The organism is Saccharothrix carnea (genome assembly GCF_003014735.1).
GTDB classification, from domain to species: Bacteria; Actinomycetota; Actinomycetes; order Mycobacteriales; family Pseudonocardiaceae; genus Actinosynnema; species Actinosynnema carneum.
On sequence record NZ_PYAX01000010.1, the window covers coordinates 213,185 to 233,518 of the forward strand.

The 20,334-nt window shown below is 72.4% G+C and carries 18 protein-coding genes; 6 read left to right on the top strand and 12 right to left on the bottom strand.

The genetic code is table 11. The features are described from left to right. Nucleotides 1–77: 77 nt before the first annotated feature. The 4 genes from B0I31_RS28375 to B0I31_RS28390 all read right to left on the bottom strand — a co-directional run bounded on the left by B0I31_RS28375 (nt 78) and on the right by B0I31_RS28390 (nt 3,472). A complete protein-coding gene (locus B0I31_RS28375; RefSeq protein ID WP_219910835.1) occupies nt 78–986 on the bottom strand; it encodes a DUF1996 domain-containing protein in 909 nt (302 codons plus the stop codon). A gap of 31 nt (nt 987–1,017) precedes the next feature. Further along, the gene (locus B0I31_RS28380; protein WP_106618436.1) at nt 1,018–1,485 is read right to left on the bottom strand and encodes a hypothetical protein; all 468 of its coding nucleotides are present in this window, start codon (nt 1,483–1,485) and stop codon (nt 1,018–1,020) included. 262 nt (nt 1,486–1,747) lie between these two features. Next, nucleotides 1,748–2,875, bottom strand: coding sequence for a PQQ-dependent sugar dehydrogenase (locus B0I31_RS28385; RefSeq protein ID WP_245950505.1), 1,128 nt, complete (start codon nt 2,873–2,875; stop codon nt 1,748–1,750). Between the two features lie 210 nt (nt 2,876–3,085). Then, nucleotides 3,086–3,472: a DoxX family protein gene (locus B0I31_RS28390; RefSeq protein ID WP_106618438.1), complete on the bottom strand. Its 387-nt coding sequence runs from the start codon at nt 3,470–3,472 to the stop codon at nt 3,086–3,088. Nucleotides 3,473–3,596: 124 nt separating this feature from the next. Here B0I31_RS28390 and B0I31_RS28395 point away from each other — a divergent pair, with 124 nt between their 5' ends. Further along, nucleotides 3,597–4,493 carry an RNA polymerase sigma-70 factor gene (locus B0I31_RS28395; RefSeq protein ID WP_106618439.1) on the top strand — a complete coding sequence of 299 codons (897 nt, stop codon included), beginning with the start codon at nt 3,597–3,599 and terminating at the stop codon, nt 4,491–4,493. Nucleotides 4,494–4,580: 87 nt separating this feature from the next. On the opposite strand, the gene B0I31_RS28400 is transcribed toward B0I31_RS28395, so the two are convergent. From B0I31_RS28400 to B0I31_RS28425, 6 genes are all read right to left on the bottom strand, one after another. Next, nucleotides 4,581–5,078: an SMI1/KNR4 family protein gene (locus B0I31_RS28400; protein WP_106618440.1), complete on the bottom strand. Its 498-nt coding sequence runs from the start codon at nt 5,076–5,078 to the stop codon at nt 4,581–4,583. Nucleotides 5,079–5,182: 104 nt separating this feature from the next. Beyond that, nucleotides 5,183–6,928: an AMP-dependent synthetase/ligase gene (locus B0I31_RS28405; protein WP_106618441.1), complete on the bottom strand. Its 1,746-nt coding sequence runs from the start codon at nt 6,926–6,928 to the stop codon at nt 5,183–5,185. 11 nt (nt 6,929–6,939) lie between these two features. After that, nucleotides 6,940–9,060, bottom strand: coding sequence for a molybdopterin oxidoreductase family protein (locus B0I31_RS28410; protein WP_106618442.1), 2,121 nt, complete (start codon nt 9,058–9,060; stop codon nt 6,940–6,942). An 87-nt stretch (nt 9,061–9,147) separates the two neighbouring features. Then, the gene (locus B0I31_RS42705) at nt 9,148–11,913 is read right to left on the bottom strand and encodes an ATP-binding protein (RefSeq protein ID WP_181320466.1); all 2,766 of its coding nucleotides are present in this window, start codon (nt 11,911–11,913) and stop codon (nt 9,148–9,150) included. 70 nt (nt 11,914–11,983) lie between these two features. After that, complete coding sequence (locus B0I31_RS28420) at nt 11,984–13,021, bottom strand: hypothetical protein (protein WP_106618444.1); 1,038 nt, start codon at nt 13,019–13,021, stop codon at nt 11,984–11,986. Between the two features lie 25 nt (nt 13,022–13,046). Beyond that, nucleotides 13,047–13,781 carry a helix-turn-helix domain-containing protein gene (locus B0I31_RS28425; RefSeq protein WP_181320468.1) on the bottom strand — a complete coding sequence of 245 codons (735 nt, stop codon included), beginning with the start codon at nt 13,779–13,781 and terminating at the stop codon, nt 13,047–13,049. Nucleotides 13,782–13,936: 155 nt separating this feature from the next. On the opposite strand from B0I31_RS28425, the gene B0I31_RS28430 reads away from it, so the two are divergent. Beyond that, nucleotides 13,937–15,130 (top strand): serine hydrolase domain-containing protein, encoded by a 1,194-nt coding sequence (locus B0I31_RS28430; protein ID WP_106618446.1) that lies wholly within the window; start codon nt 13,937–13,939, stop codon nt 15,128–15,130. Nucleotides 15,131–15,140: 10 nt separating this feature from the next. Here the strand turns inward: B0I31_RS28430 and B0I31_RS28435 are convergent, their stop codons facing one another. Beyond that, a complete protein-coding gene (locus B0I31_RS28435; RefSeq protein WP_181320470.1) occupies nt 15,141–15,773 on the bottom strand; it encodes a TetR/AcrR family transcriptional regulator in 633 nt (210 codons plus the stop codon). A 171-nt stretch (nt 15,774–15,944) separates the two neighbouring features. On the opposite strand from B0I31_RS28435, the gene B0I31_RS28440 reads away from it, so the two are divergent. Beyond that, nucleotides 15,945–16,928 (top strand): PHP domain-containing protein, encoded by a 984-nt coding sequence (locus tag B0I31_RS28440; RefSeq protein ID WP_106618448.1) that lies wholly within the window; start codon nt 15,945–15,947, stop codon nt 16,926–16,928. A gap of 39 nt (nt 16,929–16,967) precedes the next feature. On the opposite strand, the gene B0I31_RS28445 is transcribed toward B0I31_RS28440, so the two are convergent. Continuing rightward, nucleotides 16,968–17,972 (bottom strand): radical SAM protein, encoded by a 1,005-nt coding sequence (locus B0I31_RS28445; RefSeq protein ID WP_106618449.1) that lies wholly within the window; start codon nt 17,970–17,972, stop codon nt 16,968–16,970. A gap of 212 nt (nt 17,973–18,184) precedes the next feature. On the opposite strand from B0I31_RS28445, the gene B0I31_RS28450 reads away from it, so the two are divergent. From B0I31_RS28450 to B0I31_RS28460, 3 genes are all read left to right on the top strand, one after another. Next, a complete protein-coding gene (locus B0I31_RS28450; protein ID WP_106618450.1) occupies nt 18,185–18,940 on the top strand; it encodes a sensor histidine kinase in 756 nt (251 codons plus the stop codon). Between the two features lie 6 nt (nt 18,941–18,946). Beyond that, nucleotides 18,947–19,621, top strand: a complete 675-nt coding sequence (locus B0I31_RS28455; RefSeq protein ID WP_106618451.1) for a response regulator — start codon at nt 18,947–18,949, stop codon at nt 19,619–19,621. A gap of 84 nt (nt 19,622–19,705) precedes the next feature. Further along, nucleotides 19,706–20,332, top strand: a complete 627-nt coding sequence (locus B0I31_RS28460) for a helix-turn-helix transcriptional regulator (protein WP_106618452.1) — start codon at nt 19,706–19,708, stop codon at nt 20,330–20,332. Nucleotides 20,333–20,334 lie beyond the last annotated feature (2 nt).

A 20,334-nucleotide genomic window follows, 5' to 3' on the forward strand; every position in this document is an offset into this window, starting at 1 on the left:
ACCCACTCCTCTCGTCAACTCCCGCCACGAACACGGATGCCGGCGGGGTTCGGTTCAGCGCGGGCGCGACGAATCTCCTAGGAGCAGGTCCGGCCGGTGTTGAGGCAGGTCGTGACGCGGTCCATCAGCGCCTCGGGCATGACGTTGACGAACATGGCGTGGTCGGTGCGCGGGTCGCGCCGCTGCTCGGGGAAGCTGTCGATGGCGTAGGGCCGGTCGGCGGGCACGTCGTAGGCGACCCGCACGCGCAGCTTCGGCACCGGGAACGTGCCCGGCCGGCACACCCCGTTCGAGCCGGGGAACTCGGCGTGCGCCCGGTGGCTCGGGCTGTCGGTGTTGCGGCCGTCCCAGCAGCTCGGGAAGTCGAACGTGCGCAGCACCTTCCCGCCGGGCGCGCACCGCGGGTAGCGGTCGGTGTGCCGGTCCTCGAACCCGGTGCAGCTCCACCTCGCCCGCCCGCGACCGGTGTCGATCGCCGCCGGGTCGCCGGTGATCATGCGCAGGAACCTCGGCATCGGCACGACCTCGCTGACCGGGCTGCCGCTGAACGTGATCTCCACGCTCGACGGCGGCAGCACCTCGCCGGTGTTGCCGTGCACGCCGCCGCCCGGTTCGTGCCGGTCGTGCCCGGTGCGGTCGGTCAGCCGCAGCACCGGCCAGTAGTAGGTGGACCGGTCGTCAGGCCCGCACGTGGTCGCGGCGGCGGCCAGCGACTCGTCGGTGGAGCCCGCGTGGGTGCTCACGTTGCCGACGTACTCGTGGGTGTGGTGCGCGCCGAACGGCCGGCCGGGTGCGATGACCATGTTGTCGGCGTTGAGGTGACGGGTCTCGTTGCGGCCGCAGTCGACGCGGAACGTGCCGGTCGACGCGTCCGGGGTGGTGGTGACCGACTCGACCGCCACCGGCACGTCGTCGATGGCCACGGTGCGGCTGTCCGCGCAGCCGGCGGCCAGCACGAGCACCAGCAGCAGTGGCGACCACCTCACGGCGGACAGCTTATTCGGCGGAGCCCGTCGCTCAGCCGGCGGAGCCGGTGACCAGGACGCGACCGTCGACCGTGACGACGTCGACGCTCGCGAGTTCGTCGGGGTCGACCAGGGCGGCACCGGCCAACGCCGTGTCACCCGGTCCCGGGCCGGACGGGCGTGCGGCGACCCAGCCGCCCGCCACGTGACGCCGTCCGCGCACGTCGGTGACGACGAGGTGGCACCGCTCCCCCGCCTCGACGCCGTCCACCACCGCGTGCAGCCGCACCCAGCCGTCGGCGGGCGTGATCGTGGCGGTCAGCCGCACGCCGTCAGCCGTGCCGGCGACCAGCACCCGTTCCCCTGGCACGCTGTGCCGGCCGAGGTGGGCGCCACCGGCCAGCGCCGCGGCGGCGAGCGCGGCGCCCACCACCGTGACGACTCCACCGCGGCGCCTGCGGTGGCGCACCCTCTCGGTGCGGACCTGGCTCAGCGCGCGTTCGAGGATCGGATCGTGCATCTCTTCTCGTTCAGCTCGTGCTCGGACGTGCTCCGAGCGGCGACGGGTTGTGGCGGTCGCGGGGGTTGTGGTGGCTGAAACGCGGACCGGGCTCGCGGCGGGCGGCGTGCATCGGCGGGGCCTTCCTCGGCTGGCGACTGACGACTGGCACCCGTCACACGGACCGGTGGGACGTTCGGTTCACCCGGTTCCGCAACGGTCCGGACACGGCGCGAGGCGGCCCCGGCAACGGGACCGCCTCGCGCGCTCGGTTCGGCCGCGGTCAGCTCAGGGGCACCCTGAGCACCCGGCTGGTGGAGTTGTTCGGGATGTTGTCCCGGTCGTCGCTGGTGGTCAGCCACAGGCCGCCGCCCGGCGCGGGTTCGACCGTGCGCAGCCGGCCGTGGGTGCCCTGGAAGTGCACCGTCTGCGAACCGACCGACGTGCCGCTGATCTGGAGCTGGTAGAGCCTGGTGCCGCGCAGCGCGGCGACGAACAGGTCGGTGCCGACGACGGCGATGCCGCTGGGTGACGCGCCGGCGGTGCTCCACGTCCGCTTGGGCGCGAGGTAGCCGGAGCAGCTGCCCGAGGTGCCCTCGCACGCGGGCCAGCCGTAGTTGCCGCCCCGCTCCGCGAGGTTGAGCTCGTCCATCACCGTGTTGCCCAGCTCGGCCTGCCACAGCCTGCCCTGGCCGTCGAACGCCAGGCCCTGCACGTTGCGGTGGCCGTAGGTCCACACGTACCGGGCGTTGCCTCCGTTGCCGTGGAACGGGTTGTCGGTCGGCGGCGTGCCGTCCGGGTTGAGCCGCAGCACCTTGCCGCCCAGGCTGGCCAGGTTCTGCGCGTTGGCGCCGACCTGGGCGTCACCGGTGCCCGCGTACAGCTTGCCGTCCGGCCCGAAGCGCAACCGGCCGCCGTTGTGGTAGCGGTTGCGCGGGATGCCGGACAGCACTACTTGGAGCGAACTCGCGACCAGGGCGTTGTTCTGCACCTTGATGCGCACGATCCGGTTGTCGGTCGCGGTCGTGTGGTAGAGGTACAGGTAGTTGTCGGTGGTGAAGGACGGCGACACCTCCAGGCCGAGCAGACCGCCTTCCCCTCCGCTGCTCGACACGCCCGGCACCGTGCCGAGCGAGGTCTTCACCCCGGACGCGGTGAGCCTCAGCACGTCGTGGGCGTCGCGCCGGGTGTAGACGCCGGAGCCGTCCGGCAGGAAGTCCAGGCCCCACGGGACGTCGGTGTCAGTGGCCAGCTGCGTCGCGGGCCCGACCACGGCCGCGGCGGACACCGGATTTTCTTGGGACGGTCGGGTTTCCGCGCCCGCGGGCGCGGTGGACAGGGCGGATGCCGCCACCAGCGCGGTGACGAGCGCGCCGGACGAGGTCGACAACCGTCGGGTACGGGGTGCCACAGAAGCCTCCACAGTCGTTGACGCTTCCCCCGCGATCGCAGGGGATGGGTGCGGCGGCAGTGGCGGCGGAAAGAGGACGGGCGGGCGGTCAGGGTCTGAGTTCGCCGAACTTGCGCATTGGTCGACCCCCGGGCCGGTCGCGTGTGGTCGTCGTCCTGCTACCCAACGGTAAGGGCTTTCCCCGGAAGGGTCCAGTGGAGGGACCGGTGCTCAGCCGGTGAACGGCTCGGCGACGAGGCGACCCCACAGCACGAAGGCCAGCAGCGCGAGGTAGACGAAGTCCACCACCATCAGCTTGAACTCCTGCCGCCGGAAGCGGACGATCGCCGCGCCGATCATGATGATCATCAGGCCGATGGCGGCGATCGGCACCAGGACCGGCGCGATGTCGAGCACGGCGGGCAGGACCAGACCCAACGCCCCCAGCATCTCCAGCACGCCGATGGCCTTGATGCCGCCCGCGCTCCAGTCCTCGGTCCACGCCGCGCTGTGACCGGTGGCGGCTATCTTCTGCTTGGACAGGACGAGCTTGCCGCCACCGCCGAAGAAGTAGGCGGCGGCGAGCACTCCGGTGACGATCCACAGAGCGAGGTTCATGGTGTTCCTCCTGATCGAGCGGCTTGTCGACCAGGAGACGCCGGTGTTCCGGGCCCTGTGACAGGCCGGTCGCGTGACGCGCGTTACAGGTGTCGGGCCGGTGGCGGAGAGACAGGAGCGACCGATGGGCGGCACGGCGGGGACGCGTCCCGCGACCGAGGCGTTCGTCGCCCACCGCAACCTGCTCTTCACCGTCGCCTACCAGATGCTCGGCTCGGCCGCCGACGCCGAGGACGTCGTCCAGGAGACCTGGTTGCGGTGGACGGGCGTGGACCTCGACGCGGTGCGCGACCAGCGGGCGTACCTGGTCAAGATCGTCACCCGTCAGGCGCTCAGCCGGCTGCGCGCGCTCGGCAGGCGCAAGGAGTCCTACGTCGGCCCCTGGCTGCCCGAGCCGCTGCTGACCACGCCCGACGTGGCGGAGGACGTCGAGTTGGCCGACAGCGTCTCGATGGCGGTGCTGCTGGTGCTGGAGACGCTCGCGCCGACCGAGCGGGCGGTGTTCGTGCTGCGCGATGTGTTCGAGGTCGGGTACGACGAGATCGCCGAAGCCGTCGACAAGACCCCGGCCGCGGTGCGCCAGATCGCGCACCGGGCCAGGGCCCACGTCGCCGAGCGCCGGCCGCGCGGCACCACCGACCCGGCCGAGGCCAGGGCCGCGCTGGCGGCCTTCCAGCGGGCGGTCGAGACCGGCGACCTGCAAGGCCTGCTCGACGTCCTCGCGCCGGACGTGGTCATCCTCAGCGACGCGGGCGGGCTCAAGCCGGCCGCGCGCAAGCCCGTCGTCGGCGCCGACAAGGTGGCCCGCTTGCTGGCCGCCCGCTGGGACGCGCTCGGCACGCGGACGACGACCGAGCCGGCTCAGGTCAACGGCGGCCCGGCGGTGATCCTGCGGGTCGACGGCGAACTCGACGGCGTCGTGGCGGCGCGGGTCGAGGACGGCGTCGTCACCGGGCTCTACTTCGTGCGCAACCCGGAGAAGCTGTCGCACGTGGCCCGGGAGACCGCCCTGAGCCGGTGACCAGGGCAGCAGCAGGCCCGGACGCACCGCGAAGTCGGCCCGCGACTTCACGACCATGACGACGGTGCCGCCACGACCGTCACCGGATCAGTCGGCTGTCGCGCGCCTCAGCTCGGCCACGATCAAGCTCAGAAACCCCTCGAAGTCCTCGGCGAGCACACGCGGCGGGATGCCCATCGAGGTGTAGACGTTGTCCTGCACGGGCCCCGGTGACAGCTCGTACACCGGCCCGCCGGCTTGGGGCATCACGAAGAGATCGCCTCCCCCGCTGCTGCCGAACACCACGAACCGCTCGGCCGAGAGTTCCGGGACGTGCGTCGGCAAACCGTTCACCTCGGTGTCGACCACCAGCTCGACGGGGTGGATGCGGTACCCGTTGGGCAAGTCGACCAGCGACACCTCGACCACCCGCTCGTAGAACGCGCGCAAGGCGGGCGGGAGGTCGTGGTCGTCGAGACCAAGGGCTACCCGCCGCTCGATGGGGTTGTCCCCGGGCTCGTAGCCGTAGTTCTCCTCGAACGTCTCCTGGAACACCCGCACCAGCGGCAGGACCTCGGCGAGCCACGCGTCGACCGCAGCGCTCACAGGAGGCGGGCTTCGCGTCGGTACCGGCGCGCCGCGTCCCGCCAGGCCGTGCCGCGCCGCCCCGCCGGGTCGTCGTGTTCGATCACCGGCACAGGCTAACCGGCTCAGGTGTAGAGCTGGGCGTACCGGTCGGCGTGGGTGGAGTGGACGACCTTGCGCTTCACCTTCAGCGTCGGGGTCAGTTCGCCGTCGTCCTGGCTCAGGTCGCGGTCCAGGATGGTGAAGCGCTTGATCTGCGAGACGTGGGCGAAGTGGGAGTTGGCCTCGTCCACGACGTCCTGGATCAACGCGCGCACCTCGGGCGTGCGGGACAGGGTGGGCAGGTCCGTTGGCAGGCCCCGGTCCTTCGCCCACGGCACGATCTCGTCGTGGTCCAGCGTGATCAGCACGACCAGGTACGGCTTGAGGTCGCCGTAGACGACCGCGTGCGAGATCCACCGCGACTGGCGGAGTTGGTTCTCGACGTTGGCGGGTGCGATGTTCTTGCCGCCGGCGGTGATGATGATGTCCTTCTTGCGTCCCGTGATGGTGACGAAGCCGTCGTCGTCGATCTCGCCCAGGTCGCCCGTGTGCAGCCAGCCGTCGGTCAGCACCTCGGCGGTGGCGGCGGGGTTGTTCCAGTAGCCCGCGAACACGTGCGGTCCCTGCATCAGGATCTCGCCGTCGTCGGCGATCTTGAGCTGCAACCCCGCCATCCCGAACGTGCCGACCGAGCCGAGCTTGTGCCGCGCCAACGTGTTCACCGTGCCGACACCGGTCGACTCGCTCATCCCGTACCCCTCCAGCACGGGCACGCCGGCGGCGGTGAAGAACTCCAGCACCTCCACCGAGATGGGCGCCGCGCCGGACAACGCCTGCCGCAGCCGACCGCCGAAGATCGCCCGCACGCGCGCGAACACCGGCTCCACCTGCTCGAACGCCGCCGCCAGGTCTGGCGGCACCGGCTGACCGGCCGCACGCAGCCGCCGCACCGCCAGACCCACCCGCACGGCCTGCCGCAACTGCTCCTCCGGCACGCCCGCGGTCGCGGCGGTGTAGATCTTCTCGAAGATCCGGGGCACGGACGGCAGGAACGTCGGCCGCACCTCGGCCAGCTCCGCCACCACCTTGGACGAGTCACCGCCGTAGAACGCGACCGTGTGCCCGGTGTAGAGCGCACCCAGGTGCACGATCTGCGCGAACACGTGCGCCAGCGGCAGGAACAGGTACGCCACGTCGTCCGGCAGCACGTACGACAGCTCCTCGCTGAGCCGGCACATGGTCAGCCAGTTCCGGTTGGTCAGCACGCAGCCCTTGGGCGGTCCGGTGGTGCCCGAGGTGTAGATGATCACGGTCGGGTCGTCCGGGTCGATCGCGGCACGGCGGTCGTCCAGCTCGCCCGGCACCGGCGACGTGCGCCCCAGCGACCGCAGCTCGTCCAGCCCGCCGCCCTCGATCACGACCACGTCCCGCAACGCGGGCACCCGCGAACGGATCGACTCGACCTTGTCCCGTTGCGCGTCGGTCTCCGCGACCACGAGCACCGCGCCCGAGTCGCCGATGATCCACGCGCACTCCTCCGCCGCGCTGGACGGGTAGATCGGCACCACGACACCGCCCGCCGCGAGCACCGCCAGCTCCACCGCCGACCACTCGGCCCGCGTGTCCGACAGCACGCACACCCGCTCGCCCGGCGCCAGGCCCCGGTGCACCAGCCCGGACGCCAGTTCCATGACCCACTCGGCGACCTCGGTGAACGTCAGGTCGTGCCACTGCCCGTCCTGTCGGTGGCGCCACGCCACCCGGTCGTCGTGCGCCTGGGCGGCCACGAAGGGCAGGTCGGCGATGACGCGCGCCGTGGTCACGGGCATGGCGGTGCTCCTCACTGGGCTGCGGACGGTGTGACGCGCACGTGGACGCCGTTCAGCACGGCGGTGCCGGACAGCGGGTCCACGGCCAGGTCGTCGGTGAGCAGGTTGACGTTGACGCCGGGGTGGGCGCGTGCGGTGGTCAGGCGCGTGCCGGGCCGGTCGTGGCCCCAGCCGTGCGGCAGGCTGACCACACCGGCGGCCATGTCGGCGCTGACCTCCACGGTGGCCTCGACCTCGCCGACCCGTGACGTCACGCGCGCCGTGCCGCCGTCCGCCAGCCCCAACCGCTCGGCGTCGCCCGGGTTGACCAGCAGCGTGCACAGCTGCTTGCCCTTCACCAGCGCGGGCACGTTGTGCAGCCAGGAGTTGTTGGACCGCAGGTGCCGCCGACCGATCAGCACCATGCCGTCGACGGGCTCCCGCAACGCGGCCAGCACGCGCGGCACGTCGGCCGCGATCGGTTCGGGGCACAGCTCGATCCGGCCGGACGGCGTGCGCAGGACCTCCGGCACCCGGCTCGTCAACGGCCCGAGGTCGAGCCCGTGCGGCCGGTCGAGCAGGTCGGCCAGGGACAGCCCGTACGGCCCGGACCGCAGCTTCGCGTCCAGCAACCGCTCCTCGCGGCTGTACTCCGACTCGCCCGACAGCCCCACCAGCGCGTCGAGGTCGGCATCGGGTCCCAGCCCGGCGAAGATCCCGGTCAACCGCAGCAGGATCTCGCCCTCGTCCACCTCGCCCGGCCGCAACGGCACCGCCGCCCGCGAGTACTTCGCCACGTTGCGCACCGTGAACGACAGGAACGCCAGGTCGTAGTGCGCGCGCCTGCTCGGCGGCGGTGGCGGCAGGATGACGTCCGCGTGCCGGGTCGTCTCGTTCAGGTAGGGGTCGACCGAGACCATGAAGTCCACAGTGGACAGAGCGGCGTCCAGCCGGGCGGAGTTCGGCACCGACAGCGCCGGGTTGCCCGCGACCGTCACCAGCGCCCGCACCTGCCCCGGACCGGCCGTCTCGATCTCGTCGGCCAACGTGACCACGGGGAACTCCCCCGCCACCTCGGGCAGGCCGCGCACCCGGCTGTGCCACCGCCCGGTGGTGAACCCCTTGCCCGACCCCGTGCCGCGCCGGGTGTGCGCGGGCATCGGGAACATCGCGCCACCCGGCCGGTCCAGGTTCCCGGTCAGCACGTTCAGCACGTCGACCAGCCAGCTGGCCACCGTCCCGAACTCGACCGTCGTGGTGCCGAGCCGCCCGTACACGGCCGCCCTGGGCGCCGCCGCGAGCTGGTGCGCCAACGCCCGGATCTCACCGGCCTCGATACCGCACCGCGCCGCCACCGCCTCCGGCGTGAACGGCAGGCTCAGCTCCCGCACCCCGGCCAGGCCGTTCACGTGGCCCGCGAGCGCCTTCAGGTCGACCAGCGACGCCGCGAACAGCTCGTTCACCATGGCCAGCAGCAGGAACACGTCCGTGCCGGGCACGATCGCCAGGTGCCGGTCCGCCGCTGCCGCCGTCCGGCTGCGGCGCGGGTCGACCACCACGAACGCGCCGCCGCGCTTGCGCAACGCCTTCAGCCGCCCCGGCGCGTCCGGCACGGTCCACAGGCTGCCGTTGGACGTGAACGGGTCCGCGCCGAGCAGCAGCAGGAAGTCCGTCCGGTCGATGTCCGGCACGGGGATCGTGAAGATGCCGCCGTAGAGCAGGCCGGACGCCACGTGCCGGGGCATCTGGTCGACCGTGGCGGCGGTGAAGAAGTTGCGCGACCCCGCCGCCTTGCGCAACGGGCCCGCGTACAGGCCGCCGGCCAGCGAGTGCACCGTCGGGTTGCCCAGGTACAGCGCCACCGCGTCGCGGCCGTGCGCGCCGATGATCGCGCTCAACCGCTCGTCGACCAGCGCGAACGCCTCCGCCCACGACACCGCCTCGAACGATCCGCCCCGCCGGGCCACCGGCTCGCGCAGCCGGTCCGGGTCGCTGTCCAGGGCACCCAGCGAGGCACCCTTGGGGCACAGGAACCCGCCGCTGAACGCGTCCTGCCGATCGCCCCGCACGCCCGTGATCCGATCGCCCTCGATCGTCAGCTCCAGGCCACAGGTCGCCTCACACAGCGGACACGTCGTCAAAGCGGTGCGCATACGTCTCCCGGCGGTCCGGCCACAACGTCGACGTCACCGACACAACACGCCGGGGTTACCGGCGGGTTAGTGCGGACTCCACAACAACTAAGCGCGACCGTCCAGCACCCGCGCCAGCTCCAGCCGGGACGACACCCTCAGCTTGGCGTAGATCCGGGACAGGTACACCTCGATCGTGCGCGGGCTGTAGTGCAGCGCGGCGGCGATGTCCCGGTTGCGCATCCCCTGCTGCACCAGCCGCGCGACGTTCTCCTCCGCCGCCGTGAGCACCCCGGCCGCCCGTCCCCTGGCCCGCGGCACCTTGGCGCCCAGCTCGCGCAGCCGGCCACCGGCCTGCCGGCGCAACCCGTGCGCGCCCACCCGCTGGAACACCGCGTACGCGTCCAGCAGATCGGCCACGGCACCCCGGTCGACCAGCCCCAACGCCAGCTGCGCCCGTGCCTGCTCGAACACCAGCCCACCCACCCGGGCCTCGTCCACCGCCTCGCGCAGCACGGCCGCGTCCTGCTCGACCAGGCCGATCACCCGCCGCACGGTGGTCCGGGTCCACGGCGCCACCCGCTCGGCCGCCACGACCCGCAGCCGCTGTGCGGTCCGCCGCGCCTCCGCCACCCGACCGTGCGAGAAATCCAACTCGATCAGGCGACCCAGCAACACGCAGCTGTAGGCGGTCATCCCGTCGTCGTCGACCGCCTCCACCAACACCCGCCGCGCGCCCTCCACGTCACCCCGCGCCGCCAGGTACCCGGCCATCGCCAACGCGTGCAGCCGCGACATGTTCGGGCTCCCGGGTACCTCCAACGCCGCCAGCCGGGCGGCGACGTCCAGCTCACCCCGCCAGGTGCGGACCTCCAGCTCGATCGCGCGCAGGCCGTCCAACATCATCAGCTCCTGGCGCGACTCCAGCTCGGCCGCGGCGCGTCCCACCCGCTCCAGGCACGTGTCCCACTCGCCGCCGAACCAGTCCAGCGCCACCCGGGCCATCTCCAGCTCGCCGCGGAACGCGTGCCCGCCCGCCCGTTCCCGCAGCTCCTCGGCCCGCCGCAGCCGCCACGACGCGTCGTGCACCAGACCGGCCAACGCCCCGGTGGACGCTCCCACGGCCAGCGCCTGCAGCTCCAGCACCGCCTGGCCGTCCGCCGAGGCCAGCGCCCGGTTGGCGTAGTCGACCGTCCGGTCGTGCCGGAACAGCATCGACGTGATCACGGCCAGCCGGTCGAACACCACCACGCCCTCGGCGGCCGAGGTGACCGGCATGGCCTCGATCCGGCCCACCTCCGCCAACGCCTCCGCGTGACGCCCGGTGAACACGAGCAGCAGCGCGCGCTGCGCGTGCAGCGCGGCCGGCGCTTCCGCTCCCGCACCCAGCTCCGCGTCCGCCAGCCGCAACGCCTCCGCGAACCGGCCGACCAGGAACATGCTGCTCAACACCACCACGGCGCACCGCGACCGTTCCGGCCCCGGCGGCAACTCCTCCAGAGCGGCCAGACCAGGTCCGATCGCCGCACCCGGCCGGGACGCGTGCGCCAGCGCCCGGCACTGCGACGCCAGCAGCCCGGCCCGTTCCGGCGCGGCCACCGGCAGCAGCTCCAGCGCCCGCGCGCACAGCGCCGCCGCCGTCTCCGGCGCGGTCGTGCGGTTCGCCGCGGCGGCCTGCGCCATCACCCGGACCGCGCGCAGGTCACCCGGTGGCGCGGACTCGGCCAGGTGCCAGGCCAGCTCCATCTCGTCAACGGCCAGCCCGCGCGCCCGGTCGTCCAGCAACCGCGCGCTGATCAAACTGTGCAGGTGACGGCGTTGCGCCGGACCGATCTCCTGGTACAGCGCCTCGCCGACCAGCGCGTGCGAGAACCGGTAGCCCCGGTCCTCGTCCCGCACCACGATGTGCGCCCGCAGCAGCCCGTCGAACGCGTCCACCACGGCTTCCTCGGGCAGTGACGCCACCCGGGCGAGCAGCCCGATCTGGTCCAGCCGCACCCGCCGGAAGATCGACACCGCACGGGCGACCGCCCGGGTGTCGCGGTCCAGCGGCGCGACCCGCCGCAGCACCGCCTCCCGCCGGGTCAGCCGGATCGCCGACGGCGACACGGTGAGCCGGGCCCGGTCGCCGTCCACCGCGACCAGGTCCAGCTCGCGCAACGACCGGGCGATCTCCACCGCGAAGAACGGGTTGCCGTCCGCCCGCACGTGCACCTCGTGCGCCAAGCCGTCGTCCACCGGCGTGCCCAGCACGGTCTCCACGATCCGCGCCACGTCACCGCCGCTCAACGGCTCCAGCCGCACGCGCACCACGTCGGCGTGCCGTTCGAGCCGGTCCAGCAGCTCCTCCACGCCGGGGTTGCGGTGGTGCGTGCGGGCGGCGGCGATCAGCACCAGCGGCGCGGCCGTGACGCGGCGCAGCACCACGGCGAGCATGGCCAGCGAATCGTCGTCCACCTGGTCGAGGTCGTCCAGCACGAGCGCCGCGGGCCGTTCGGCGGCCAGCCCCGTCAACACCCGCGCCACCAGCTCGCAGGACCGGCCGAACCAGGTCGCGTCCGGAGCCGTGGTGAGGTCCAGCGCCTCCACCGCGGCCCGCACGTCACCCGACCCGGCCACCGACCGCAACGCCGTCGCCACGGCCGCGTACGGGATCCGCCTGCTCACGTCGTCCGACTCGGCGGCGGCCACCGCGCACCCCCGGTCACGCAGCCGGCGGCACGTCTCGGCCAGCAGGCTCGACTTGCCGATCCCCGGCTCACCCGACACGACCACGACCACCAACCCGGCGGCGGGCACCCGCTCGACCACGCCGACCACGGCCGCCAACTCGGCCTCCCGGCCGAAGAAGGCCCGGCCGACGACAGACGACAACTGGCGACCTCCCATCCCAGGACCTCTCACCCTACCGATCCGGATCCCGGCCACGGCCCCGGTGCGACCTCTACGCGGCAGGTCGCGGTGTCGCCAGCCGGACCAACGCCTCGCGAACCTCCCGCGGCTCGGTGATCTGCCGCCAGGCCGGGTGCGAGTGCGGCATCTCGGAAAGAACGCGTCGCAACCGTTTGCGGTCCTTGTCCCGGCTCATTCGCCTCATGGTGCGGAACGCGCCCGCGTTCAGCGCGATCTGTCCGAGGATCGCGATGTCCTCGCGATGGCGGTCGGGATCCCTGGAGTCGGCGACGGAGGCCGCAGGTTTGGCGACGAGAGCGCCGAGGAGGTTGGGGCGCCGGACCAGACCGACGCGATCGCCCAGCCGAACGGGTAGCCTCTCGCTCCTGATCAAAGCCTGGTTCCCGCCGGGCATCTCCACCCCACGACGTCCCGTCGCAGTGGTCGGGACCCGGTGCTGACGCCCGATTTCCTCCGGCACCAACAAGTCGATGCTGGCGGTACCACGCCGGTACCGGTAGCCGTATCCATCAGCCGTGTCGTCCTCGGTGAACCCGTGCACCGCCAGTAGAGCGCTCGCTTGTCGCAGTGCGCCGCGATCGAGCCAGACACCCAGCACGATGTCGCCATCGGTGGTTGCCCGCGGAATGGCTTGCCCGTGCTCCGCGCTGATCAATGCCACCATCTGACCACCGATGAGCGACCAGTGGCAGTCCAGCCCTTCCTCGAGGTCGAGGATGGTCGACCACGCCGCCTCTTGGGGCGGTGTCATAGCCGGCAGTTCGACCGGCTCCCGCACCACTTCCACGATTCGCACGGGCAGTTCCCTCAAGAGCCGGCGCCACACCGCGATATCGGCCTCGCCAAGCGGCGGCGGCGACTGCGCGAGCCGCTTGAGCGGTGCGATGACAGGTTCCTTGGACTCGAACTCGATCGGCGCCAGACGAACGTGCCGCACGACGGCTGCGAGCGCTTCCACCACGTGCTCCGCGGCTGCGGCGGTGGAGGCGGCTTCGACCTCCGCTGCCCGGAACGCTGCGGCCACGCGATCACCGGGTTCGCCGCTGACGACCGCGAGTGCGTCCAGCACCTCTCGATTGCCGGGCAGACGTTCATCAACCACGAGCGTCCCGCCCGTTCGTCATCGCGTCGAGCAGCTGCCGCAGCAAGTGCGCCCCCGCGCTGCTTGTCCTCGTGTCTGGGCTGTCCAAGAGGTCGACGGCGACTACCAGTCGGGGCACGACCGGTACTCCGTCGACCACCCGGGTAGTGCGCCGGTGCCAGTCCTCACCGCTGTCTTCGACGTGCAGGACCAGGTTTCCGCGCTCGGACTCGACGAGGAAGTACTCCTCGACGAGCCTGGCGGCCTCCGACCCGCCGACGTAGATTTCGGCCTCTTCCGCGAACGACAGCCCGAGGTCGTAGGGTGTTGCCGCGCTGATACCACTGCCCACCACGGCCCGGTCCGCGATCAACTCGGCGATGTCGGCCCTCGCGATCCGATAGCGCACGGACGTTGCCCGCTGCCTCATCCACCACCTGTACACGTCGACGCCTTCGGTGGCGTGTCGACCCAGACGCGCGCGCAATCGCGAGCGTTCACTGCTCGCCAGCCAGGGTGTCGCCTGTCCGTCCAACAACGCCGCCGCGCCCCACGCGGCCCTGCGCGACAGGGAACGACCTCGGGCCGCGGCCACCACGTCGAGCCGACGCCTGACCGAATCGGCATCGACGACCCACTGCGACCCGATGCGTTGACCGGTGAGACCGCCCTCTTTCAGCAGCACGCGGACGCGCGCCGGGTTCACACCCAGGCGTTGTGCTGCTTCGCCCACGCTCAAGCCGGCCACGTACACAAGGGTAGCGGCCTCGCTATAGAAGTGTCAGCCAGGGCGCCGACCGGGCGGGCATCCGAGTCCAAGCCCCTACCGACTGAGGAATCCCTACTCACGTGGTCTGGCTCACGGTGGTGGCATGGCGGCAGACGAACGCACCTGGAGGGTCGATGACGGTCGAGGGCAGTTGCGCCGACGAGTTCGCCGAGGTCCGCGCGGAGTTCGAGCGCAACTTCGCCGAGCGCGGCGAGGTCGGGGCGGGCGTGCACGTGACGGTCGACGGCGTGACCGTGGTCGACCTGTGGGGTGGTGACGCGGGTGGGCGGGTGTGGACCGAGGACACGATCACGCACGTGTGGTCGTGCACGAAGGGCGCGACCGCGTTGTGCGCGCACGTGCTGGCGTCACGGGGTGAGCTGGACCTGGACGCGCCGGTGGTCGAGTACTGGCCGGAGTTCGAGCCGCACGGCAAGGCGGGCACGCTGGTGCGGCACCTGCTGGCGCACCAGGCGGGGTTGACGGCGGTGCGCGAGCCGGTGCCGCCGGGCGGGATGCTCGACTGGGCGCTGATGACGGACCTGCTGGCACGGCAGGAGCCGTTCTGGGCGCCCGGCACCCGGCACGGCTACCACGCGTTGACGTTCGGCCACCTGGTCGGCGAGGTGGTGCGGCGGGTGTCCGGGCTGCCGTTGGCCGAGTTCTTCGAGAAGGAGGTCTCGGGTCCGCTGGGCCTGGACTTCTGGCTCACCCTCCCCGAGGACCTCGAACCGCTGGTCGCGCGGACCATCCCGGCCGACCGCGGCGAGGCGCTGCCGAGCCTGTACGTGACGGCGATGACCGAGCCCGGCTCGATGCAGTCCCTGCTGGTCGGCAACTCCGGCGGTTACGTCACGGCGTCGGACACGCGTGAGGCGCACGCCGCGCAGTACGGCGCGGTGGGCGGGATGAGCAACGCGCGCGGCCTGGCCCAGATGTACCGGCCGCTGGCGCTGGGCGGCGAGTACAACGGGGTGCGGCTGGTGGACGAGGCTCAGCTGCCGGTCATGTCGGGGGTGGTCTCGGCCGGGTTCGACCGGATGCTGCTCGCGCCGACCCGGTTCTCGCTCGGGTTCATGAAGTCGGCGGCGAACCTGCACCTGCCCGCCGTCGAGCGCGGCGTGGCGATGTCGGACGACGCGTTCGGGCACTCGGGGATGGGCGGCTCGCTCGGGTTCGCCGATCCGGGTGCGCGGATGTCGTTCGGGTACGCGATGACGAAGATGGGGCCGGGCCTGGGCGTCAACGCGCGCGGGCAGTCCCTTGTGGACGCCGTGTACCGGGCGCTCGGCCACCGCCAGGCGCCGGACGGCACCTGGTTCCGGTAAGTGCCCTCGGCTAGGGCGAGATGCCGTAGACCGAGCGCAGCCAGACGCACGTCAACGTGTCGACCAGCTCGCGGTCCCGCGCGGCCGAGCGGCGGGATCGCGAGCGGGCCAGGAAGGACTGCTCGTTCATCGACACCAGCACCGCGGCCAGCGACTTGGCGTCCGGGCCCGGCGGCGCGACGCCCGCCCGGCGTTCGATCTCGATCTGCGACGCGGTCGCCTCGACGAACCGGTGGGCGACACCGGTCCAGAACTCGCGCATCAACGGGTCGGTGTCGCGGGCCCGGACCGCCGCGCGCAGCACCGGGCCGTGCTTGCGCCACAGGGCGAGGCTCGCGCCCAGCGCCCGCCGGATCGAGTCCTCGGGCGGTTCGCTGCCGCGCCGCAGCCACGACGACGCCGACTCGTAGAGGGCGTCGAGGATGCCGCCCGCCAAGGCGTGCAGCACGGCTTCGCGCGAGGCGAAGTGGAAGTAGAACGTCGACCGCGAGATGCCCGCTCCCGAGGCCAGCTCGTCGACCGCGATGTCGTCCAGCGAACGCGTCTGCAGCAGCCGTTCGGCGGTGTCGAGGATCGCCTGCGAGGTGAGGTCTCCCTTGCTGGGCCTGCGCCGTGACCCGACCGTGCCGGCACGTGGGGACATGGCGGACATCCTCGGTTCCGCGCACCGGCAGCCGCAAGCCTTCCGGGCGAAACGCGGCCAAGTCGAGAACTCGCCGCAGAACCGCCGCAGAACCCGCCGCGGGACTCGCCCGCAGGACTCGCCGCGGACCTTGCCGCGCACCACCGCGCCCGACGAGGTAGACAGTGAGGCGTGGATCCCCTCTGGGCATTGCGACAGGTGGCGTTCCAGCTGGAGCGCGCCGGTGAACCCACCTACCGGGTCCGGGCGTTCCGCAAGGCCGCCGAGGTGGTGGCGGCGCTGCCGGACGGCGAGGTGGCGCGGCGGGTCGAGGCGGGCACGCTGACCGACCTGCCCGGCATCGGCAAGGCCACCGCCGGGGTGATCGTGGACGCCGTCGCCGGGCGTGAACCGACCTACCTGAGCCGGTTCCGCGAGCCGGTGGTGGGCGGGCAGGCGTTGCGGGCGTTGCTGAAGGGCGACTGCCACACGCACTCCGACTGGTCCGACGGAGGCAGCCCGATCCGGGAGATGGCGGAGACGGCACGCGACCTCGGCCACTCGTGGGTGGTGCTGACCGACCACTCGCCGAGGCTCACCGTCGCCAACGGGCTGTCCGCCGACCGGTTGCTCAGGCAGCTCGACGTGGTCGCCGAGCTGAACGCCGAGCTGGCGCCGTTCCGGATCCTGACCGGCATCGAGGTGGACATCCTGGACGACGGCTCGCTCGACCAGCGGCCCGAGTTGTTGGAGCGGCTGGACGTCGTGGTCGCCAGCGTGCACTCCAAGCTGCGGATGCCGGCACCGGAGATGACCCGGCGCATGGTCGCCGCCGTGTCGAACCCGCACGTCGACGTGCTCGGCCACTGCACGGGACGGCTGGTGGTGGGCAAGGGGCGGCCGGAGTCGACGTTCGACGCGGAGGCGGTGTTCACGGCGTGCGTCGAGGGCGGCACCGCGGTGGAGATCAACTCCCGGCCGGAGCGCCGCGACCCGCCGGGCCGCCTGCTGCGGCTGGCCGTGGAGCTTGGGTGCGTGTTCTCGATCGACAGCGACGCCCACGCGCCGGGGCAGCTGGACTGGCTGTCGTTCGGCTGCGAGCGGGCCGAGGAGTGCGGCGTCACCCCCGATCGGGTGATCAACACCCTGGAGGCGGACGAACTCCTGGCGCGGTGACCGATGCGGTGATCGTGCGGCGGCTCTTGCGGTGGACGTTCAGCGGCCGGCGGGGGCGGGGCGTTGGGTCCTCGACGCGCGGACCAGGTGCCCGTACCACGGGACCAGTGGGCCGGTGCGCCCGTCGACCAGGCGTTGCCAGGTGGCGCGGCACAGGGCCAGGAACGGTGCGGCGTCCCAGTAGCGCGCCAGTTCGGCCAGCGGGCGGTTCTGGACGTTGCCCAGGCCGTAACGGCGGTCGAAGCCGTAGGACACCGGGACCGCCGCGCCGTTCGCCTCGATCACCAGCGGCGTGAGCCAGCGGCCCAGCGGCTGCTCGTCGTCCACCGGCGCGGCCATGAACGCCTCCGGCTTGCGGGCCAGCATGGTACGCGGCACGGCGTCGAGCTGCACGGCCATGCCGTGTTCCTCCGAGATGCGGCCCAGCTCCACCGCCGCGTAGGCCAGTTCGACCGCGTCCGGGCGTTCGCCCGCCATCAGCCTGTTCGCGGCGCCTTCCGGCTCCAGCGGGTGCACTTGGAGCAGCAGGGCACCGGACTGGGCCGCGGCCACCGCGATTTCACCCAGTTGGGTGGCGTTCCCCTGGGTCAACGTGGTGACCACGCCGACCGGGATGCCGACCTCGGTGAGCCTGCGGATCCCCGCCAACGCCTTCTCGAAGCACCCTTCCTGGTCGCGGATCCGGTCGTGCGTGGCGCGGTCGCCGTCCAGCGACACGGCCACCAGGTCGACCAGCCCGCGCACCAGGCCGATGCGGCGCTGGGTCAACGCCACCGCATTGGTTGTGACGGTCGTTCGCATTCCCGCCGCGCGGGCGGCACGCAGCAGTGCGGGCAATTCGGGGTAGAGGAACGGCTCACCACCGGAAACGTTCAGCACGTCGTAGCCGAGCCCGGCCGCGTCCGCGACCACGGCCGACAGCACGGAGATGGGGATGGACTCGGCGACGTCCGGACCCGAACTGGAGTAGCAGTGCAGGCAGCGCAGGTTGCACAGCCTGGTCGGGTGGACTTGCAGAACAGCCCGGCCACTCGTCTGGCCCATTCCACCCTCCCGAGGTGACTCGATATCCGTATGGAGCAAGCTGGAGGCGCTGTGATACGTCGGAACCGCACTCTTCGTGACCATTCCCTCCAACGTGGGAACCTCGCCGGTAACTGAAACGGCACGTGACGGCTTGACGACTCTCCATACAGGCGAGGCGGCCGGCGTCACGGCGAGGCGGCCCGCGCGCTCACCGGAGCGGGGGAGGTGACATGCGCCGCGAGTTCATCGTTCCGGACGACGCCGCCGACGAGGCCAGGCGCCGGCTGCTGCGGGACCTGCACGACGGTCTGGGGCCGGCGCTGGCGGCGATCGCACTCGGGCTGCGCGCGGCCAGGCACCTGGCGGTGCACGACCCGGCCGCGGCCGGCCCGCTGCTGGCCCGGCTGGAGGAAGAGGTGCACACCGCCGTCACCGACGTCCGCCGGTTGGCGTCGGGCGCGTGTCCCGCGGTGCTGTCGCGACTCGGCCTGGCCGGCGCGGTGCGGGCGCACGTGGCCACGTTGACCGACCGGCACCCGGTGCGGGTGGACGTGCAGTGCGCGGACGTGCCGGACCTGCCGGTGGGGGTGCAGGTGGCGGCGTACCGGATCATCTGTGAGGCGTTGACCAACGTCGTGCGGCACGCGGGGGCGCGGCACTGCGCGGTGCGGCTGCGGTTCGACGGCTGCCTGCACGTCGAGGTCGTGGACGACGGGATCGGTGTGGGGAACGCGGTCGTCACGGGCGACGGTGTGGGCGGGGCGGTCAGCGGCGGTGACGGCGTCGAGGTCGGGGTCGGGGTCGGGGTCGGTGGGGACGTGGTCCCGGGGCAGGGTGCCGGGGTCGGGGTCGGGGTCGGCGCCGGGATCGGGCTCGGTTCGATGCGCGATCGGGCACGCGAGGTCGGTGGTACGTGGCGGGTGGAGCACGCCGCCGCCGGAGGCACGAGGGTAGCGGCGGACCTGCCGCTCGCCGGCGGGGTGTGAGCCGGGATGCCGGCGCTGCGGGTGCTGGTCGTGGACGACCACCCGCTCTTCCGGTACGGCCTGGCCGCCGCGTTGACCGCCGCACCCGACACGGAGGTGGTCGGCGAGGCGTCCGGCGGCACGGCGGCGGTGTCCATGGCCGCCGCGCTCCAGCCGGACGTGGTGGTGATGGACCTGAACATGCCGGACCTGGGCGGGGTGGAGGCGACGCGGCGGATCGTGGCGCGCGATCCCGGCGTGCGGGTGTTGGTGCTGACCATGTTCGACGATGACGAGTCGGTGTTCGCGGCGATGCGCGCGGGTGCGTTGGGCTACCTGCTCAAGGCGTCCCGGCCGCCGCAGATCGTGCGCGCGGTGCGGTCGGTCGGCGAGGGCGAGGCGATCTTCAGCCCGGCGATCGCGGTGCGGCTGCTGGCGTACTTCGCCGCCGTGCCGCGGGAACGGGTGGAGGCGTTCCCGGAGCTGACCGCGCGGGAGCGGGACGTGCTGCGGCTGATGGCCGACGGCCGGGGCAACACGGCGATCGCCCGGTCGCTGGTGCTCAGCCCGAAGACGGTGCGCAACCACGTGTCGAACATCCTGCGCAAGCTGCACGTGGCCGACCGCGAGCAGGCCGTGTCCCGGGCGAAGGAGGCCGGTCTGGGCGAGGACCCGGGACAGGTCGGGACGGCGCGCCCGTAGTGCCGGGACGCGCCGGGAAGCCACGATTGCGGTGGCACGCGGCGTGACCGGTGCATCGGGGCAACGAGGGCGGGAGCACCAGAGATGAACGCACACCACCAGATCGCGGTCGTCCTGCACGCGACGGACTCCATCACCAGGGCCGGGGTGACGGCGGCGTTGCGGTCGCGGCCCGAGATACGGCTGGTCGAGCCGGACGAGCCGGCTCCCGTCGCGCTGGTCGTGCTCGACCGCCTGGACGGCGAGGCGCAGCAGTTGCTGCGCAGGCTCCAGGCGCCGGGCGGCGCGGGCATCGTGCTGGTGGCGGGCGACATCGCCGACCCGGAGCTGCTCAACGTGGTCAGCAGCGGTGTGTCCGCGGTGATCCGCCGCTCCGACGCCACGCCGGACACGTTGGTGCGCCTGGTGAAAGCCACCGCCGCGGGCCAGGGCGCGCTCCCGCCCGACCTGCTCGGCAGGCTGCTGGACCGGGTGTCGCGGTTGCAGCGCAACGTGCTCAACCCCAACGGCTGGACCATGGCGGGCATGTCCGACCGGGAGACCGAGGTGCTGCGGCTGATCGCGGACGGCTTCGAGACCCGCGAGATCGCCGAGAAGCTGTGCTACTCGCAGCGCACGGTCAAGTCGATCCTGCACGACATCACCAACCGGTTCCAGCTGCGCAACCGCGCGCACGCCGTGGCCTTCGCCTTGCGCGAAGGCCTGATCTGAGC

What these genes read in the sequence shown, in the direction of transcription:
- B0I31_RS28380 (WP_106618436.1), bottom strand. Translation starts at nt 1,485, where the DNA reads ATGCACGATCCGATCCTCGAACGCGCGCTGAGCCAGGTCCGCACCGAG.
- B0I31_RS28430 (WP_106618446.1), top strand. Translation starts at nt 13,937, where the DNA reads ATGACGGTCGAGGGCAGTTGCGCCGACGAGTTCGCCGAGGTCCGCGCG.
- B0I31_RS28435 (WP_181320470.1), bottom strand. Translation starts at nt 15,773, where the DNA reads ATGTCCCCACGTGCCGGCACGGTCGGGTCACGGCGCAGGCCCAGCAAG.
- B0I31_RS28410 (WP_106618442.1), bottom strand. Translation starts at nt 9,060, where the DNA reads ATGCGCACCGCTTTGACGACGTGTCCGCTGTGTGAGGCGACCTGTGGC.
- B0I31_RS28450 (WP_106618450.1), top strand. Translation starts at nt 18,185, where the DNA reads ATGCGCCGCGAGTTCATCGTTCCGGACGACGCCGCCGACGAGGCCAGG.
- B0I31_RS28405 (WP_106618441.1), bottom strand. Translation starts at nt 6,928, where the DNA reads ATGCCCGTGACCACGGCGCGCGTCATCGCCGACCTGCCCTTCGTGGCC.
- B0I31_RS28455 (WP_106618451.1), top strand. Translation starts at nt 18,947, where the DNA reads ATGCCGGCGCTGCGGGTGCTGGTCGTGGACGACCACCCGCTCTTCCGG.
- B0I31_RS28460 (WP_106618452.1), top strand. Translation starts at nt 19,706, where the DNA reads ATGAACGCACACCACCAGATCGCGGTCGTCCTGCACGCGACGGACTCC.
- B0I31_RS28395 (WP_106618439.1), top strand. Translation starts at nt 3,597, where the DNA reads ATGGGCGGCACGGCGGGGACGCGTCCCGCGACCGAGGCGTTCGTCGCC.
- B0I31_RS28390 (WP_106618438.1), bottom strand. Translation starts at nt 3,472, where the DNA reads ATGAACCTCGCTCTGTGGATCGTCACCGGAGTGCTCGCCGCCGCCTAC.
- B0I31_RS28445 (WP_106618449.1), bottom strand. Translation starts at nt 17,972, where the DNA reads ATGGGCCAGACGAGTGGCCGGGCTGTTCTGCAAGTCCACCCGACCAGG.